Annotated in this window: 14 protein-coding genes; 9 read left to right on the forward strand and 5 right to left on the reverse strand. The window is 69.8% G+C overall.

Going from position 1 to position 18,087, the window contains the following annotated elements; translation table 11 throughout:
• The first annotated feature begins 253 nt into the window (after positions 1-253).
• Positions 254-1,336 carry a lysylphosphatidylglycerol synthase domain-containing protein gene (locus NR792_RS30930; protein ID WP_375756300.1) on the forward strand — a complete coding sequence of 361 codons (1,083 nt, stop codon included), beginning with the start codon at positions 254-256 and terminating at the stop codon, positions 1,334-1,336.
• A 291-nt stretch (positions 1,337-1,627) separates the two neighbouring features.
• Here the strand turns inward: NR792_RS30930 and NR792_RS30935 are convergent, their stop codons facing one another.
• Positions 1,628-3,814, reverse strand: coding sequence for a molybdopterin oxidoreductase family protein (locus NR792_RS30935; protein ID WP_375756301.1), 2,187 nt, complete (start codon positions 3,812-3,814; stop codon positions 1,628-1,630).
• Between the two features lie 167 nt (positions 3,815-3,981).
• Between NR792_RS30935 and NR792_RS30940 the strand changes: the two genes are divergently transcribed.
• The 7 genes from NR792_RS30940 (at position 3,982) to NR792_RS30970 (ending at position 13,458) form a co-directional block, all read left to right on the forward strand.
• A complete protein-coding gene (locus NR792_RS30940; protein ID WP_375756302.1) occupies positions 3,982-6,981 on the forward strand; it encodes an ATP-binding protein in 3,000 nt (999 codons plus the stop codon).
• 135 nt (positions 6,982-7,116) lie between these two features.
• Complete coding sequence (locus tag NR792_RS30945) at positions 7,117-7,713, forward strand: chalcone isomerase family protein (protein WP_375756303.1); 597 nt, start codon at positions 7,117-7,119, stop codon at positions 7,711-7,713.
• Between the two features lie 117 nt (positions 7,714-7,830).
• Positions 7,831-8,643: an OmpA family protein gene (locus tag NR792_RS30950; RefSeq protein ID WP_120593056.1), complete on the forward strand. Its 813-nt coding sequence runs from the start codon at positions 7,831-7,833 to the stop codon at positions 8,641-8,643.
• A 30-nt stretch (positions 8,644-8,673) separates the two neighbouring features.
• Positions 8,674-11,295, forward strand: coding sequence for a TonB-dependent receptor domain-containing protein (locus NR792_RS30955; protein WP_375756304.1), 2,622 nt, complete (start codon positions 8,674-8,676; stop codon positions 11,293-11,295).
• A 4-nt stretch (positions 11,296-11,299) separates the two neighbouring features.
• Positions 11,300-12,193, forward strand: coding sequence for a hypothetical protein (locus NR792_RS30960; RefSeq protein ID WP_375756305.1), 894 nt, complete (start codon positions 11,300-11,302; stop codon positions 12,191-12,193).
• Between the two features lie 98 nt (positions 12,194-12,291).
• Positions 12,292-12,924: a hypothetical protein gene (locus NR792_RS30965; protein ID WP_375756306.1), complete on the forward strand. Its 633-nt coding sequence runs from the start codon at positions 12,292-12,294 to the stop codon at positions 12,922-12,924.
• 15 nt (positions 12,925-12,939) lie between these two features.
• A complete protein-coding gene (locus tag NR792_RS30970; RefSeq protein ID WP_375756307.1) occupies positions 12,940-13,458 on the forward strand; it encodes a hypothetical protein in 519 nt (172 codons plus the stop codon).
• A 39-nt stretch (positions 13,459-13,497) separates the two neighbouring features.
• Here the strand turns inward: NR792_RS30970 and NR792_RS30975 are convergent, their stop codons facing one another.
• The 3 genes from NR792_RS30975 to NR792_RS30985 all read right to left on the reverse strand — a co-directional run bounded on the left by NR792_RS30975 (position 13,498) and on the right by NR792_RS30985 (position 15,840).
• Positions 13,498-13,947, reverse strand: coding sequence for a hypothetical protein (locus NR792_RS30975; RefSeq protein ID WP_375756308.1), 450 nt, complete (start codon positions 13,945-13,947; stop codon positions 13,498-13,500).
• A 138-nt stretch (positions 13,948-14,085) separates the two neighbouring features.
• Entirely contained in the window at positions 14,086-14,535 is a 450-nt protein-coding gene (locus tag NR792_RS30980; protein ID WP_375756309.1) for a hypothetical protein, read from the reverse strand.
• Between the two features lie 48 nt (positions 14,536-14,583).
• Positions 14,584-15,840 (reverse strand): Hsp70 family protein, encoded by a 1,257-nt coding sequence (locus tag NR792_RS30985; protein ID WP_375756310.1) that lies wholly within the window; start codon positions 15,838-15,840, stop codon positions 14,584-14,586.
• Between the two features lie 159 nt (positions 15,841-15,999).
• Between NR792_RS30985 and NR792_RS30990 the strand changes: the two genes are divergently transcribed.
• On the forward strand, positions 16,000-16,866 hold the full coding sequence (locus NR792_RS30990) for a hypothetical protein (RefSeq protein ID WP_375756311.1): 867 nt from the start codon (positions 16,000-16,002) through the stop codon (positions 16,864-16,866).
• A gap of 99 nt (positions 16,867-16,965) precedes the next feature.
• Here NR792_RS30990 and NR792_RS30995 read toward each other — a convergent pair whose 3' ends face one another.
• Positions 16,966-17,856, reverse strand: a complete 891-nt coding sequence (locus tag NR792_RS30995; protein WP_207052718.1) for an RNA polymerase factor sigma-32 — start codon at positions 17,854-17,856, stop codon at positions 16,966-16,968.
• Between the last annotated feature and the right edge of the window lie 231 nt (positions 17,857-18,087).

Below are 18,087 nucleotides of genomic sequence, written 5' to 3' on the forward strand. Positions count from 1 at the left end.
CACCCTAACCGCCTTCGGCGCTGCTGCCGAGCGTGCGCTGTCGCTCCACGCGCGGTGTGCATCCCTCGGGTGGAGGGATCCGCCCGGCCTGCATTCGTCGCCCGGGGGGCGCGGTGCTCTGTCCACCCGAGGACGCGAGGGGAAGGAGGCTACCGGCCGTCGACGATCGGGCCTCGCCATGAAGGTGGGGGCTGCACAGGTTCTGAAACGGACCCCTCGGTGGGGCGGGTGGGAACGGGCGAGGAGGGCGAGTGTGAGCAACGTGCACCGCGAAGGGGCCCTGGCCGGGCCGGGGGCCGTCGTCGGGGAGGGGCTTTCCGCCGCACCGTGCGTCTGGCGACGCAGGCTGCTCACGGTGCTCAAACCCGTGTTCGCGATGGCGGGCCTGGGCATGCTGGCCACCCTGGTGCACAAAGCCGGCGCCGGTGAGCTGAAGGCCACGCTCCTGGACGCGCTGCCGCTGCTCCCCTGGGTGGTCCTCATCGAACTGGGACGGCAGACCTGCGACGCCACGGCGACGCGCCTGTCCTACGGCGCCCGCTCGGGACAGGTGCCCCTGTCGGTGTTGGTGCGAGCGCAGCTGATTGGCACCGCGGTGTCGAGCATGGCGCCCGCGGGCCGGACGGCGGCGGAGGCGACGAAGGCGACGATGCTGACGCCCTACACCGGAGGCGCGGCTGCTGCCGCGGCGGCGGCCACGTCGCAGTCGGCGTCGCTGGGGGCTGGAGGGCTCATCTCCTTCCCGTGCGCGCTGGCGGCGTACGCGATGACGGGCTGGAGCGCCTTCACGGTGGCGATGCTGGTGCACGGCTTCGTGTTGCTGCTCGCGTCGTTGGGCGTGCGCGTGGCGCTCCGGGCGAAGCGGCTGGGCGCGTGGATGCGCAGGCGGTGCGGGAAGTGGGGCACGCACGCGGAGGCATTCCAGGCGTCGGTGTGCGCCGGAGGGCTGTGTCCGTGGCGGCCGATGCTGGCGTTCCTGGGCAGCCGTGTGTTGCAGGTGATGCAGTACGCGGTGCTGGCGCACGCGGTGGGCATCGACGCGACGGTGGTGCAGGCGCTGTTCACGCAGGGGCTCTACCTGGTGGCGCTGGCGATGGGCTCGCTGGTGCCCGGGCAGGTGGGCGTGACGGACGGGATGTTCTCGCTGGCGGCGGGCGTGATGGGGACCACGGCCGCGAAGGCCATGTCCATCGCGCTGCTCGCGCACACGGTGCAGGCGGTGTTCGTGCTGGTGGGGGCGCTCACGCCGCTGGTGTGGCGCGCCAAGACGAAGGTGACGGTCACGGTCGCCACGCCGGTGGTGCCGCCCGTGCTGCCCGCCCCGGTGTACCGCTAGGCCCGCGGACATGAAGCCTGTCCACATGGATTGAGAAGGTGAGAACCCCTCAGGGGACCGCCCATCGGCGGAGCACCGCACGAACCTGTCCGACAGTCGGACAGGTTGGGAGGACCGGGGCAGAGGGGGCGCCCGTTCCATCCGAGGCGCGGAAACCTGTCCGACAGTCGGACAGGTTGGGAGGACCGGGGCTGGGGCGCTGGCGCCGTCCGGGCAGCGGAAACCGGTCCGACAGTCGGACAGGTTGTGACCGGGCAGGGCCGGAGGTGGGCCGGACCGGGGTCCGGGAAATCAGGCCGGGCGCACCTGGACCGGAGTTCCGCTGAACGCGGCGTTGCCGCTGACGACGTCCAGCGCTTGATCATCCGTCAGGTCGTTGATGCTGGCGCCCGCATGCGCGCCGGCCACCTGGAGGCGGATGCCCGGACGCTGGTGGCCGTAGCCGTGCGGCAGGCTGACGACGCCGGGCATCACGTCGGCGGTGACGGCGACGGGCACGGTGACCTCTCCCACGCGCGAGCGGACGGTGGCGTTGGCCCCTTCGGCGAGGCCCAGGCGGGAGGCGTCATCCGGGTGGATCATCAGCGTGCAGCGGGGCCGGCCCTTCACCAGCCCCGGCACGTTGTGCATCCACGAGTTGTTGTCGCGCAGGTGCCGCCGGCCGATGAGCAGCAGCTCGCCCTCGCGAGGCGCCGCGTCGTCGGGGAACGCGGCGCGAAGCCGGGCCACGTCCGCGACGAGCAGCTCCGGCGCCAGCTGGATGCGCTTGGCGCGGTTGCGGAGCCGGCCGGGCAGGCTGGGCTTCAACGGGCCCAGGTCGATGCCATGCGGCGCGGCGCGAAGCTTCGCGAGCGACAGGCCGTGCTTCTTGAGCGGATGGAAGCGCGAGCCATAGGGCCCCATGCGAAGGCCCAGGTCGAGGATGCGCTCCGGCCCCAGCCGCTTGAGGGCCTGGTGCTGGAGCAGCGCGCGGACGCTCCGCCCCTTGCGCAGGGTCTCCAGCCGGTGCTGGAGCTCCAGGACAATCTCCCAGTCCTGCCGTGAGTCCGGAGCGGCGGGGAACACCGGCGGCGAGTACTTCGCGGTGTTGCGCACGGCGAGCACGTGGAAGACGAGGTCGTAGTGCCCACGCTCCAGCAGGGACGCGGGCGGCAGGATGTAGTGCGCGTGGCGGGTGGTCTCGTTGAGGTAGGGGTCCACGCTCACCATGAAGTCGAGCTGTCCCAGCGCGGTGTCCAGCTGGGTGCCATTGGGCGTGGACAGCACGGGGTTTCCGGCCAGGGTGATGAGCGCGCGGATGCGGCCCTCGCCCGGGGTGAGGATCTCCTCCGCGAGCGCCGCGACGGGCAGCTCCCCGGAGGACTCCGGCAGGCCGCGGACCCGGCTCTTCCAGCGGCCATGGCTGCCGGGGCTGACGCCAAACGCGCGAGGCCCGCCGATGAGGTCGAAGGCCGGAAGCGTGAAGAGGGCGCCGCCCTCCCGGTCCAGGTTGCCGGTGACGATGTTGAGGACGTTGATGAGCCATTGGCAGAGCGAGCCAAAGGGCTGCGTGGACACGCCGACGCGCCCGTAGCAGACGGCCCCGTCCGCGGCGAGGAAGTCCCGCGCGATGCCGCGAAGCACGTCCGGCGCGATGCCCGTGTGCGGGGCCGTGCGCTCCGGGGGGAAGTCCCGGACGAGCGGCACCACGGTGTCCAACCCGTCCACGAACGCCGCCAGCCGGCCCATGCGGTGCGCGTTCCCTTCGTTGCCCTCCAGGACGACATGCAGCAGGGAGAAGAGGGCGAGCGCGTCGGTGCCGGGCCGGATGAAGACGTGCTGGTCGGCGATGCCCGCCGTCTCGGTGCGACGCGGGTCGATGACGACGACCTTCCCGCCGCGCTCCTGGATGGCGCGCAGCCGGGCGCGCACGTCCGGCGTCGTCATCAGGCTGCCATTGGACGCGAGAGGGTTCGCGCCCAGCACGAGCATGTACCGCGTGCGATCGATGTCCGGGATGGGCACCAGCAGCTGGTGGCCGAACATGAGGTGGGCCGCGAGCTGGTGGGGCAGCTGATCCACCGAGGTGGCGGAGAACCGGTTGCGCGAGCGCAGCGCGCGAAGGAGCTGGGGCCCGAACATCATCGCGCCCAGGTTGTGGACGTTGGGGTTGCCCAGGTACGCGCCCACGGCGTTCGGCCCGTGCTCCTTCTGGAGGTCATGGAGCCGCTGGCTGATGTCGCGGAACGCGTCCTCCCAGGACACGCGCTCCCAGCCGGAAGCGGTGCGCTTCATGGGATGGCGCAGCCGGTCCGGGTCCTCGTGCAGGTCGCGGAGCGCCACGGCCTTGGGACAGATGTGACCCCGGCTGAAGGGGTCCTCCGCGTCCCCCTTGATGGACGTGATTCGCCCGTCCGCCACTTCAATGCGCACGCCGCACATGGCCTCACACAGATTGCAGGTGCGGAAGTGGACCTGGGGCGGGCTGGAAGCGCTCATGGGCGCGGAGCCTACGTCGGCTTCCCGGAGCGCGGGACCGTTGGATGAAGGACGGTCCAAACGCCCGGGAATCGGTCTTTCTCCTTGATGGCTCATACCGGGGTACTTATCTCCTCACGATGGCGCCGCTCCCCGGGAAGCTCGAATGGCTTGCAGGCGGGGGCGAGATGGCTGCCCTCATTGCCTCACTCGACTGGTCGAAGTCCCCCCTGGGGCCCATCGAGTCCTGGCCCCAGAGCCTGCGCACGACGGTGAGCCTCTGCCTCGCGTCGAACTTCCCCATCAACATCATCTGGGGCGAGGGCCACAACCAGATCTACAACGCCGGCTACCGCGTGGCATGCGGCGCGGCCCACCCCCGCGCCATGGGGGAGAGCTACCGCATCACCTGGGCGTCGGCCTGGCCAGCGATTGGCGAACCGTTCGAGCGCGCGCTCGCCGGAGAGACGTCCTATCTCGAGAACCAGCGGATGTTCCTCGAGCGCAACGGCTACCCGGAGGAGGCCTTCTTCACCTTCTCGCTGAGCCCCATCCGCGACGAGTCCGGCAAGGTGGTGGGCCTCTTCCACCCGGTAACTGAGACAACCGCCACGATGCTCGCCGAGCGGCGGACGCGGGCGCTGAGGGACATCGCCGACAGCGCGGGGCAGGCGCTGGTGTTCAGCGAGGCGTGTGCCCTGCTCCTCGCGACGCTGGGGGAGTACGCCCTCGACCTGCCCTTCGCGCTGCTCTACGTCACCGCTCCGGGCGGCACCGAGGCCCGGCTCCAGGGCCTGTGCGGGACGAAGGCGGGAAGGCCGTTCGCGCCGGACGTCATCCGCCTCACGGACACCGCCGACGATGAAACGTGGCCGTTGGCGCGGGCGGCGCAGAGCGGACGGGTGGAGCCCGTCCTGGACCTGGAGGCCCGCTTCGGCCCGGTCGTCGCGGGCCCGTATCCGGAGCCCGTGAAGGCGGGCTTCGTGTTGCCGGTGCGCGTCGCGGGCGTGGACGCACCGCTCGGATACCTGGTCATCGGCGTGAGCCAGCGGCTGCCGCTCGATGGCACCTATCGCGCCTTCGTGGAGATGCTGAGTGGGGCGGTGAGCGCGGCGCTCGGCAACGCACGGGCCTACGAGGCGGAGCGGCGCCGGGCGGAGGCGCTCGCGGAGATTGACCAGGCGAAGACGGCCTTCTTCAGCAACGTGAGCCACGAGTTCCGCACGCCGCTCACGCTGATGCTCGGGCCGGTGGAGGACCTGCTGGCGGGGCTGCGCGGGACGCTGCCGGAGTCAGCGCACGGCGAGTTGCAGGTCGTGCACCGCAATGCCTTGCGGCTGCTCAAGCTGGTGAACGCGCTGCTCGACTTCTCCCGCATCGAGGCGGGCCGCGCCCAGGCCACCATGGAGCCCACGGACCTGTCCGCCCTCACCCGCGACGTGGCGAGCGCGTTCCGCTCCGCCATCGAGCGCGTGGGCATGCGGCTGGTGGTGGACGCCGAGCCCCTGGGAGAGCCGGTCCACGTGGACCGGGAGATGTGGGAGAAGATCGTCCTCAACCTCGTGTCGAACGCGTTCAAGTTCACGCACGCCGGGGAGATCCGCGTCGAGCTGAAGCGGGAGGACGGCTTCGCGCGGCTGTCCGTGCGGGACACGGGCATCGGCATCCCGGAGGCGGAACTGGGGAAGGTGTTCCAGCGCTTCCACCGGGTGAAGGAGGCCCGGGGGCGCACGCACGAGGGCAGCGGCATCGGGCTCGCGCTCGTGCACGACCTGGCGAAGCTCCACGGGGGCTCGGTGGAGGTGGAGAGCGTGGAGGGGCAGGGGGCTGCTTTCTCCGTCCGCGTGCCGTTCGGGCGTGCCGTCTCCATGGGGGCGCAGGGGCCGGAGGCGGAGCGGCCTCCCGCCAATCCCATCCGCGTGGAGGCGTTCGTGCAGGAGGCGCTGCGCTGGTCCTTGGAGCAAGCGGCGGACGCTCCGGCACCGGTGGCGGCGGCCGGACCGCGACCGCGCATCCTGCTCGCGGACGACAACGCGGACATGCGCGACTACGTGCGCCGCCTCCTGTCGCAGCGCTACGCCGTGACGGCGGTGGCGAACGGGGCGGAGGCGCTCCGCTCGGCGCGGGAGTCGCGGCCGGACCTGGTGCTGTCGGACGTGATGATGCCGGTGATGGACGGCATCCAGTTGGTGAAGCAGCTGCGCGCGGACGAAGCGCTGCGCACGCTGCCGGTCATCCTGCTGTCCGCGCGCGTGGGTGAGGATGCCACGGCGAGCGGGCTGGAGCTGGGCGCGGACGACTACCTGACGAAGCCGTTCGCGGCGAAGGAGCTGCTGGCCCGCGTACAGACGCAGCTCACCATGGCGGCCATGCGGCTGCGGGCGTCGGAGCAGGACGCGCACGCGAAGCAGCTGGAGCAGCAGCAGCGGGGGTTGGAGTCGCTGCTCAGCGCCCGTGACGAATTCCTCTCCATCGCCTCACATGAATTGAAGACGCCCATCACGTCGCTGCTGCTGCAATTGCAGATGGCGGAGCGGTACGTGAAGCCGGTCGAGGGGCGTGTCGTGAGCCCGGAGCGGCTGCCGCGAGCGCTGAAGGTGTCACTGGCCCAGGTGGACCGGCTGACGCGCCTGGTGGAGGACCTGCTGGACGTGGCCCGCATCCGGACGGGCACGTTCGCGCTCGACGTTCAGCAGGTGGACCTGGCGCAGCTGGCCTCGGACGTGTTGGAGCGGCTGTCCGGGCAGCTCGCGCAGGCGGGGTGCCCGACGCGGCTGGACGCGCCGCACCAGCTGCCGTGGCACGTGGACCTGCACCGGTTGGAGCAGGTGTTGACGAACCTCCTCACGAACGCGATGCGGTACGCGCCCGGTGGGCCGCTGGTGGTGCGGTTGCAGGAGCAGGGAGACCTGGCGCGCATCGAGGTGCGCGACCACGGCCCCGGTGTTCCGGAGGCGCAGCGGGAGAGCATCTTCGACCGGTTCGACCGGGGGCTCGCGAACCGCAACACGGGCGGGCTGGGCCTGGGCCTCTTCATCTCCAAGCAGATCGTCGCGGCGCACGGCGGGACCATCTCCGTGGAGGCGCCGCCGGAAGGGGGCGCGTGCTTCGTGGTGCTGCTGCCCCGGAGCACGGCGCGAACGCAGGCCTCCGCGGACGTCGCGACGCTCGCCGGAAGCGGGGCCTGACGCTCCGCGCCATCCATCCTGTAGGCTTGCCAACCGGGGTGTCGCTTGTACCCCCAACGGCCTTGCCTTGGACGTCCGGTTGCCGTCCAATGGTGCACAAACCAATGATCGCGGCCGGTGGCGGTTTTGTAGAGCATGCGCACCGTTGCGATCACCGACTCAGGGGTGAAGGGGAAGGCGATGACGGGGACGGCGTGGAAGAAGGGGGCGCGAGGGTTCGCGCTGGGGATGCTCCTGCTCGTGGGCGCTGCCGCCCATGCGGGACAGGCGGGCGGGGTCAACATGCCGGATTCCCTCCAGGTGGAGGGGCGCACGCTCGCGCTCACCCACATGGAGCTGAAGAAGAAGCTCTTCTTCAACGTCTACGTCTGGAGCCTCTACATGGAGGAGGAGCCCTCCTGCTTCAAGGAGGCCGTGGCGTCCAACAGCCTGAAACGCCTGCACTTCCGCTTCCTGCGCACCATCACCAAGGACCAGCTCGTCGGCAGCTTCCGCGAAGGCCTGCGCCAGAACCCGGCCATGCGCGAGGACGCCCTCAACCAGTCCCTGGAGAAGCTCCTGTCGTCCCTCCATGACGTGCGCAAGGGGGACGACCTCGTCCTCACCTACCTGCCCGGCTCCGGCCTCCACGTCTCCGGCGGCGCGTCCGGCGGTGTCCACATCCCGGGCAAGTCCTTCGCGGACGCCCTCTTCAGCTCCTGGCTGGACACCCACCCCATCTTCCCCAAGTAGGCCGCTCGTCCAGCGGGGAAGTTTGGCCTCAAATTGGATGCGCGTTTCTCCTAGGCGGCGGGCCTGAGAGCGGTAATCTCAGACCCACCAACATCCTTGTCAGGAGGAATCGCACATATGCGGACACGTCTGGTTCTGGCTGCCCTCGTCGCCCTCTCCACGGGCTGCGTCTCGCAGGGGAAGTTCAACGAGAAGGCCCTGGAGGCGGAAGGGCTGACGAAGAACCTCACGGATGAGAAGGCGGCCCGCGCGGCGGCCGAGGCGAAGATCAAGGAGCTGGAGGAGAAGCAGGCCGCGCTGGAGCAGGAGAAGACCGCGCTGCAGACGCGCCTGGACGCCTCCGAGAACCGCCTCACCGGCGCCGCGGCCGAGCGCCGCGCCCTGGAGGAGAAGAACGCGCAGCTGGCCGCGCTCAACGACGAGCTGGGGCGCAACGCCAAGAAGCTGGCGCAGGCGAAGGAGGAGCTGGAGAAGAAGAGCTCCGAGTACGAGAACCTGGCCCAGTCGCTCAAGCAGGAGATCTCCGACGGCAAGATCGAGCTGTCGGAGATGAAGGGCCGGATGACCGTGCAGCTGAAGGACAAGATCCTCTTCGCGTCCGGCTCCGCGCGCGTGGGCAAGGAAGGGCAGGAGGCGCTCGTGAAGATCGCCGACGCGCTCAAGACGGTGAAGGGCCGCATCGTGCGCGTGGAAGGCCACACGGACGACGTGCCCACCGGCGGCGGACAGTTCGCCACCAACTGGGAGCTGAGCCTGGCGCGCGCGATGGCGGTGGTTCGTTCGCTGCAGGACTCTGGCGTGGATCCGACGATGCTGTCCGCGGCGGGCTACGGGCAGTACCAGCCGCTCGTGCCCAACGACACGCCGGAGCACAAGAGCCAGAACCGGCGCATCGAGATCGTGCTCGCTCCCAGCCTCGGAGGGCGCTAGGACGGCGCGCGGGAGACCCGCGCACCCGTCATGAGAACGCTCCTTTGCGTCGTCTGTGTATTGCTTGCGACCGGAGCCGTGGCACAGGCTCCGGACGCAGGAACCCTCGCCGGCGATGCTGGCGCTCCCACGGGCGTGCTGACGAAGCCGCCCGCCCTCCTGCGCCAGGTCGAAGCGGCCTACCCGCCGGACGCCGCTGCCCAGCAGCTCGAGGGCACGGTGGTGATGTTCATCGACATCTCGGAGACGGGCGCCGTCACGAACGTCGAAATCACCCAGCCCGCGGGCCATGGCTTCGACGAGGCCGCCACGGAAGCGGTGAAGCAGTTCCAGTTCGAGCCCGCGGAGGTGGACCACGTCCCCGCGCCGGTGCGCATCCAGTACGCCTACCAGTTCGTCTTCCGCGCGCCGGAGCCGCCACCGGAGCCCCCGTCCGCGGACGGCGGCGTGCAGGAGCCGCAGGGCCCGGTGAACTTCAGCGGCCAGGCGCTGGAGCGCGGCACGCGCAAGCCGCTGGTGGGCGCGGAGGTGGTGCTCACGGAGCTGGACCGCTCCGCCGTCACGGACGGCGACGGGCGCTTCTCCTTCCGGGGCGTCCCCGTGGGCACGCACCCGGTGGTCGTGGTGATGGGCAACTACGACCGCTTCAAGACGCAGGAGACCATTGAAGAGGGCAAGCTGACGCAGGCCACGTACTACGTGCAGAAGCGCATCTTCAGCCAGTACGAGACGGTGGTGCGCAGCGACCGCGAGCGCAAGGAGGTGACGCGCACCACCATCACGGTGGCGGAGGTGCAGCGCGTCCCGGGCACGCAGGGAGACACGCTCAAGGTGGTGCAGAACCTGCCGGGCGTGGCGCGGCCCGCGTTCAACGGCGGCGCGCTGGTCATCCGAGGCACCAGCCCCCAGGAGTCCGGCGTCTTCCTGGACGGCCTGCGCATCCCCATCCTGTACCACTTCGGTGGCCTCACCTCCGTCTACAACTCGGACCTGCTGGAGGCGGTGGACTACCTGCCCGGCAACTTCTCCGCGTACTACGGCGACATCACCGGCGGCGTCATCAACGTGCGCAGCCGCGAGCCCCGGACGGACCGCTACCACGCCACGGTGGGCATCAGCCTCATCGAGTCCAACGCGGTGATTGAGGGCCCCATCACGGACACGCTGAGCTTCGCGATTGGCGGCCGGCGTTCGTACATCGACCTGGTGCTCAAGGCGGTGCCGTTCGACGACGACAGCCTCCAGGTGGCGCCGCGCTACTACGACGCGCAGGCGAAGCTGGTGTGGAAGCCCAACAGCCGTCACACCTTCACGCTGCAGGGCCTGACGTCGCGCGACCGGCTGGCGCTGCTGTTGGACCAGCCGGCGGACGGCGACCCGTCCGTCAATGGCAGCCTGGACGTGACGACGGGCTTCAACCAGCTGCGCCTGCGGCACCAGTTCCGCGAGGGCAAGCTGACGCTCGACACGCACGGGCTCATCGGCAACACGCTCCTGGACTTCCAGATTGGCGAGCGCGGGCTGCGCATCGCGTCCACGGACCTGTTCCTGCGGCCCACGGTGGAGTACGCCTTCAACGACAGCGTGACGGTGGCGGGCGGCCTGGACGTGGTGACGAACCTGGCGAAGGTGACGGCCAGCATCCAGCAGCCGCCGCGTGAAGGCGAGCCGCCGTCGCCGCTGGTGACGGAGGACCTCATCAACATCGACGGGAAGTTCACCCAGTACTACCCGTCCGCCTGGGCGGAGGTGCGGTGGCGGCCCATCAAGGACCTGCTGGTGGTGCCGGGCGTGCGCACGGAGAGCTACATCTTCACGGAGCAGCAGGAGGTGAAGCGCAGTGTGAACCCGCGGCTCGCGGTGCGCTACGCGCTCACGGAGGCGCTGACGCTGAAGGGCGGCGCGGGCGTCTACCACAGCCCGCCGGTGCAGGATGAGCCGTCGCCGGGGTTCGGCAACCCGGACCTGGGGGCGAAGCGGTCGCTCCAGTACAGCGTGGGCGCGGAGTGGCAGGCGCGGCCGGAGTGGTTCGTGGGGACGGAGGTCTTCTACAACGACCTGGACGACCTCATCGTGCGCTCGGACGCGCGCGTCGAGCGCAATGGCGAGTCGGTGCCGGAGAACCTGAAGAACGGCGGCGTGGGGCGCATCTACGGCTTCGAGCTGCTGGTGCGCCGCGCGTTGACGGACCGGCTGTTCGGCTGGATTTCGTACACGCTCAGCCGCAGCGAGCGCCGGGACGCGCCGGGGGCGCGCTGGCGCCTGTTCGACAACGACCAGACGCACGTGCTGACGGCCATTGCCAGCTACAAGCTGCCGAAGGGCTGGGAAGTGGGCGCGCGGTTCCGCTTCGCGTCCGGCAACCCGACGACGCCGGTGCAGGGCTCCCGGCGCGACGACACGACGGACGTGTTCATCCCGTACTACGGCCTGGTCAATTCGCAGCGGCTGCCGTCGTTCAACCAGCTGGACATCCGCGTGGACAAGAACATCGTCTTCGACACGTGGAACCTGGACGTCTACCTGGACCTGACGAACGCCTACAACAACCAGTCGGTTGAAGGCGTGGCCTACAACTACAACTATTCAGAGCGCGAGTTCTTCAAGGGCCTGCCCATCCTGCCCGTGCTCGGCCTGAAGGGAGCCTTCTGACGCCATGCGCACTCCCGTCCTCGTGTGTGTCATTGCCTTGCTGGGGTTGAGCGCGTGCGGTGGCGCCGACTTCGATGAGCAGAGTGAGATTCGCAGCGTGCGGGTGCTGGCCATCAAGGCGGAGCCGCCGGAGCTGGCGTTGGACCCGGCCGCCTCCACGCTGCCGCCGCCGGTGACGTTCACCGCGCTGGCGGTGACGCCGGACGCGCGGCCGGTGACGGTGACGTACGCGCTGTGCCGGCCGGACGTGAACCCCTACGGGGACACGGCGTGTCCGGGGGACAGCGGGGTGGCGCTGCCGGCCGGCGTGCTGTCGTTGAGCGACCCTGCGGTGCAGGCGCTGCTCATCGAGTCGTTCCAGCAGGCCACGGGCAACACGGGGGGCGGGGACGGCGGCACGTTCGACTTCAACGACCCTGCGGTGCAGGAGGCGCTGCGGGTGGGGCTGCCGCTCTTCGTGGGGTACGAGGCGACGGACGGCAGCGGGACGCCGGAGGGCGTGGAGCGGGGCGTGCGGCGCATCACGCTGCGTTCGACGGACGCGCCCAACCAGAACCCGGTGATGCAGGACGTGCTGTGGAACGACGCGCCGCTGGCAGGGCCGCTGCCGCTGGACACGGAGGTGACGTTCACGCCGGTGCTGGGGGAGGGCAGCGAGGAGGTCTACGCCACGGAGGACGGGACGCGGACGGAGCAGGTCTTCTACAGCTGGTTCGCGACGGGCGAGGGCGAGGTGGGCGCGTTCCGTTCGCTGGAGCCGGTGGACGGCAAGCCCGGCGACCCGACGACGACGTACACGACGGCCGCGACCCCGGAGCGAATCACCGTCTGGGTGGTGGCCCGGGACGGGCGTGGAGGCACGGACTGGACGACGCGCACGGTGGACGTGGGGCCCTGAGGAACCGGGCCTTCATGGGGGCGTTGTGGGGCGCCCTGTCTCTGGGAGCGTGTGCTTCGCCGCCGTCCCCGGGCGTCGTGCGCTTCGATTCCTCGGGAATGCCTGCCCGACTGGAAGGCCCGATGCCGGGGACGCCGCTGTTCGAGAGCGCCTGGGATGCGCTCCTGGCGGCCTGTCCCCTCATCCTCTCCCAACGCAACGCCACGGCGGGGAACGCGGCGGCAGCGAACTTCGATGTGCGTTGGCGCATGTCGAAGGAGTATTGCGCCTGGCTGTATTACGTCCCGGATGACCGGTATGCGTTGAGCAAGCTGGTGGAGAGCTCCGATGCCACTCGGAGCCAGTTCGAGCAGGGCTGCCGGGCCCCCGCGTTCGTCGAGGACTCGCGGTATCCACCCAATAGCCTCAAGTACCTCTACTTCCTCCACAACCACCCCGCGACGCCCACCAACCTCTCGGAGCGGGACCTCGCAGCGCTGGCGAAGATGGTGCGGATCCACGGGGGATACGTCGAAACGAAGGCAGGACGGCTTCCCATTGGAATCGTCGCCTTCTTCTCCGAGGGTTCCTCAGGAAACTCCACGGGCTGCGACGGCTTCTACGAGTACACCTACGGAAGCACGGAAGTGGTGCGATGGACGCCCGATGCAGAAGGCCATTGGCGCCGGACGCGGGCAGGCTCCGTCACCTGGGACAGCGAAACGGAGTTCCGGTTCGTCCCGACACGCTAGGCAGGAGCACCGCGGATGCCACGACTGACGAGCGCGATGCGTTGCGGAGGGCTGACCCTGGTGGGCGGGGTGCTGGTGCTGGCGGGGTGCCTGCGCGGGCAGGGAACCCGGCCTCCTGACTGGGAGGGAGACCGGAGCCTCGCGTTCCCGTCGTTCTACGCGCAGTCCGCGGTGCAGGTGGGGGCCGACGGGAAGGCCTATGAACTGGACGGCCGGTGGCTTCATGCCGTCCAGGTCGCGGTGGCGGACTTCTTTCCTCCCCGGTCCAAGGACACGCCGTGCTGGGGAACGCCGGAGGCTTATCGCTACCGTGTCATCCGTCAGGGAGACCTCTTCTTCATTCTGATCCACGAGGCCCCGGACGCATGTGGCGACGCCTTCATCGGCGTGGACACCGGCGCTCGCTACGCGGTCAGCCTGGACGGTCGAATCCTGCGGCGCAGCGTGGGCGCGGAGCCGGAGCCCCCACCCGTGCCACCGGCCGAGGATGCGGGAGTCCTGGACGGGGTGGCGCTGGACGGTGGCACCCCGTAACCGGCCTCACCCTTCCGGTGGACGTGGGGCCCTGAATCGTCAGGGGACGATGGTTGGCTCACTGTCGAAGAGCGCGTCGAACAGGGTCGTCTGGGGTGGACGCGTCCACTCCACGGCGACGGGGACGGGAAGGGCTGCGACTTCGGGCGGGAGCGCCGTGACGTGGAAGTGGGCCTCGAGTTCCCGGGCGATGATGCGCGCGGTGTCACTCATGGCCGCGGGCAGGGGCGGCAGGTGCAGGTGGGCCTTGCCGCGCTTGCGTCCCTCGTAGTCGAACGTCAGTCCATACACCGTGTAGACCGGTGCCAGGATGCTCAGGCAACCCACGAGTACCCAGGGCACGGGGTGCATGGGGATTCCCTTCGCGGGATAGACGGCGCAGCGCAAGGAGGCCTGGGAGGTCGTGCTTGCTTCCGCCAGCGTGAAGTCTGGAAGCCGCATGCCCAGCTGCCGCCGGAAGTCCTCCCAGCGCTCGTCCTGCTGTCGCATCTGCGCCCATCGCTCTCGGCGACGCTGGAGCTCAGGGTGGGCGTCGTCCAAGGACTCCTCGTACGAAGCAGGCCAGTAGTGGCGAACGAGGGTCAGCAGTTCATTCGTGCTGGGTGGCATGGCGCGATGGCTCCAGAGTCAGAGATTCACGTTCCCGAACAGCACCGGAGGCGCCCGCTCATCGCATTGCGCCCTGAATCGGGCTCCGGCAAGGGACGCCTCGAAGGTCGTTCGCAGCTGTGCCTTCATCAACTCACAAAGCATTCCGAGCAGTGAGTCGATGGTGGCGGAGCTGAAGACCGCCTGGGAGGCTTCATTGATACGGTCCGCCGCGATGCGCTGCGCCAGCGGTAGGGAGATGACGCCCTCGTGGGTTCGCAGGGGCGTTTCAACGCCGAACCTGCACAGCACGGACTCGCTTGTGTTAGCGCGAGTAATCCGGATGTGGATGCATGCGGAGCGCTGACCGCCTTCTTCCCCTGGCGTCGCTTGCCTGAGCGTCACGAAGCGGATCTGCTTCGGGAGGATCCTCCCCGTGACCAGTGTCCGGTCCGTGGGCCCCACACACGCCAGGGACAGCGACAGCACGACCGCGACTTGAAGCCACCGTCGCCGTGCTGCCTGTCCTGGCATGGTTCACCCCGTCAGCCACGCGGACGCGCGGCCCAGGCCCTCCGCCACGGAGGTGAAGGCGTCCGCCGTGCGCACCCGCTCCTCTCCGAAGCGCTTCACGTACAGCTCGCGCACCGCCGGAATCTGCGACGAACCGCCCGTCAGGAAGACCGCGTCAATGTCCCTGGCCTCCGGGTACTTCGCCAACAGCCCTTCCGTGCACTGCGACAGTTCATCCAACAACGTGCGGCTCGCCGTCTCGAACTCCCCGCGCGTCATCGGCTCGTGCAGGTGGATGCGCGCCTCGTCGAAGTCGATGGTCGCCAGGTCCTCGCTGGACAGCTTCACCTTCGCCGCTTCAATGGACCGGAACAGCCGGTAGCCCAGGTTGTCCATCACCAGGTCGTAGAGCGCCTGGATCTCCGCCGGGTGGTCGCTCGTGTCGAGCATCACCTCCAGCAGCTCCTGCGTGGACTTCTCCCGGATGAAGGACATCTCGTGCCAGTTGAGCAGCTTCGCCAGCACGTGCTGCGGAATGGGCAGCCGCTTGTGGCTGAAGCCCTTCACCTTGTACGTGGACCCCGCCCCGAAGCGCGGCAGCAGCTTGTGCCGCATGATCTCCGCGTCGAAGCGGTCACCACCGATGCGCACACCCGTGGAGCCCACCACGTCCGGCCGCCGGTCCAGGTTCCCCCGCCGCGACGGCCCCAGCCGCATCAGCGTCAGGTCCGTCGTGCCGGCGCCGAAGTCCGCCACCAGCACCAGCTCGTCCTTCTCAAGCCGCGCCTCGTACGCGAGCGCCGCCGCGATGGGCTCGATCAGGAACTGCACGTGCGTGAAGCCCGCCAGCTCCGCCGCCTTGCGCAGGCGCTTCTCCGCCAGTGCGTCCGCCTCCGGGTCGGGCGTGAAGACCGCGGGCCGGCCCAGCACCACCGCGTCCGGCGCCTCGCCCAGGTGGGCCCCGGCCGCCTCGCGCACGCGGCGCAAGAGGATGGCCACCAGGTCCTCGATGGTGAACGTGCGCCCCTTCACCTGCGTGGCCCGGAAGGACGAGCTGTGCAGGAAGGACTTCACGGACTGGATGAACCGGCCGTTGTTGTCCTCCAGGTAGCGCTGGATGGCGTCCGCGCCCGTGAAGACCTCCCGCTCGTCCTCCGCGAAGAAGAGCACGGAGCGGAACAGCCGGGGCTCCGGGGTGTGGGGCTGCAGCGGCAACACCGTGCCGTCCGGCAGGGCCAGGGCGGTGTTGCTGGTTCCGAAGTCGAGTCCGCAGGCGCGCATGGGGGGGCGCCCCTTATCGCCATTCCTCCGGACGCGGTAGCCCCAAAGTGAGCGCCTGCCGCAGGGCGGGCGGACGGGCGGGCGCTCGCGGCGCCCCGGGTTGGCGCCCCGCGAGCCCTCGCCATCTTTGCCCTGTCATCCCTTTGACAGGAGAACCCCATGAAATCGCGCGCAGCATGGCTGGGTGCCGGAGTCGCCGCATTGCTGGTGGGCACCACCGCCTGCCAGGACCAAGACCGCTCTCGCCAGGACCAGGCGGAGAACACCCCTGAACACCAGGTGGAACAGGCCCAGGCCCAGTCGGAGAAGGCCTTCGACGACGCGCGCGACGCGCAGAAGCAGGCCTCCAGCGAGCAGCGCGAGGCCGCCCGCGCCCAGGAGGACGTGCAGCGCAAGCAGCAGGAGCTCCAGGAGGCCCAGGCCAAGGCCCAGAAGGAGGCCCAGGAGGCCCAGTCCAGCCAGCAGCAGGCCCAGGCGCGCACCCAGCAGGCCCAGTCCGTGGCCCAGCAGGCCCAGGCCAGCGCGCTGCAGGCCCAGCGCCAGGCGCAGCAGAACTTCGCCGCCCAGCAGCGGCAGGCCTCCAACGAGAGCGCCGCCGCGAACCAGCGCATCGCCCAGGAGAGCGCCCAGCAGCAGCAGGCCGCGAACCAGAACGCCGCCACGCAGCAGGCCGCCATCGCCCAGAACTCGCGGCAGGCCGCCCCCGCGCAGAACACCCAGGCGGTGCAGCAGGAGCAGCAGATCTCCGGTGACGTGCTGAGCGCCAGCGCCCAGGAGGTGCTGGTGAGCCAGTCCGGTGAGCCGCAGCTGCGCTTGAAGGTGGGCCCCAGCACGCAGGTGCAGGTGGACGGCCGGGCCGCGAGCGCGGCGGACATCCAGGAGGGCGCGCAGGTCCGGGCCTCCTACCGCACGGACGCGAGCAGCGGCGAGCCGCAGGCCCTGCGCATCGACGCCACGTCCCGCACGCAGCCGGCCACGCCCGCCGCGCCGGAGAGCGGCGAGTCCTCGCCCGGCGTGCCCCGGTAATACAGACGCCGGACATGCCACGGCCCCGTGCCTTCGCGCTTCCCAACGCGAGGGTCCGGGGCCGTGAAGTTGTCGCAGCCTTGAAGGCGCTCCCTGGGACTACGCGGCCAGCTCGGCCTGGTCCAGGCCGGCCTCGGCCATCAGGTTCGCCAGCTCCGCCTTCAGCTTGTCCTTGGCGCGGATCTCCAGCTGGCGGGCGCGCTCGCGGGAGAAGCCGAAGTGCTCGCCCAGCTCGCTCAGGGTCATCTCGGAGTCGCTCATCACGCGCTGCTCGATGATGAAGCGCTCGCGCGGGTCCAGGCGCATCAGCGCGCGCTGCACCAGCGTGCGGGTGAGGCCCGCCTGCTGCCGGTCGGCGACCTCGTCCGCGTGGGAGGCGCTCTCCGACTCCACGAAGTCCAGGTGCGTGGCGTCGCCGTCCTCGCCCACCGGCGCGTCCAGGGACAGGTCCCGGCCGCCCATGCGCTGCTCCATCTCACGCACTTCCGCGGGCTTCACGTTCAGCTTCTTGGCGATCTCATCCGCGTTGACGATGTGGCCACCCTCGCCGGCGCCCAGCTTCTCCAGCTCGCGGCGCGTGCGGGCCAGGCTGAAGAACAGGCGGCGCTGCGCCTGCGTCGTGCCCAGCTTCACCAGGCTCCAGTTGCGCAGCACGTAGTTCTGGATGTACGCGCGGATCCACCACACCGCGTAGGAGATGAGGCGGATGCCCTTCTCCGGGTCGAACTTCTGCACCGCCTTCATCAGGCCGATGTTCGCCTCCTGGATGAGGTCGGACATCTTCAGGCCGTAGGAGCGGTACTCGTAGGCGACCTTCACCACGAAGCGCAGGTTGCTCGTCACCAGGCGGTGGCCCGCGGACAGGTCGCCGGCGCGGAAGGCGCGGGACAGCGACTGCTCGTCCTGCGGGTTCAGCAGCGGGTACTGGTTGATCTCCGAGAGGTACGTGGAGAGCGAGTCAGCGGAAGAGAAGGAGTTGGAAGCCTGCATGGGGGTCTCTCTCGGGGAAGAGGGCGGGGTGTGTGACCGCCGTTTGCTGCGACGGGGAGACCTTTAGCAACGCACGGGCCAATGCCAGCCGACAGGCAACCTCAATGATTTCGCGCCGTTGCGCGAAACGGCTTCAATGCTTAGGACGGAACCCGGCAGTTTTTACAGCGGGGGGTTTCGACACTTCTTCCGGGTGCCCTGAAGGGAGGGTTGCCTGCCCTCCGACCCGGG

Source organism: Corallococcus exercitus, assembly GCF_042231735.1.
Classification (GTDB): Bacteria; Myxococcota; Myxococcia; order Myxococcales; family Myxococcaceae; genus Corallococcus; species Corallococcus exercitus_B.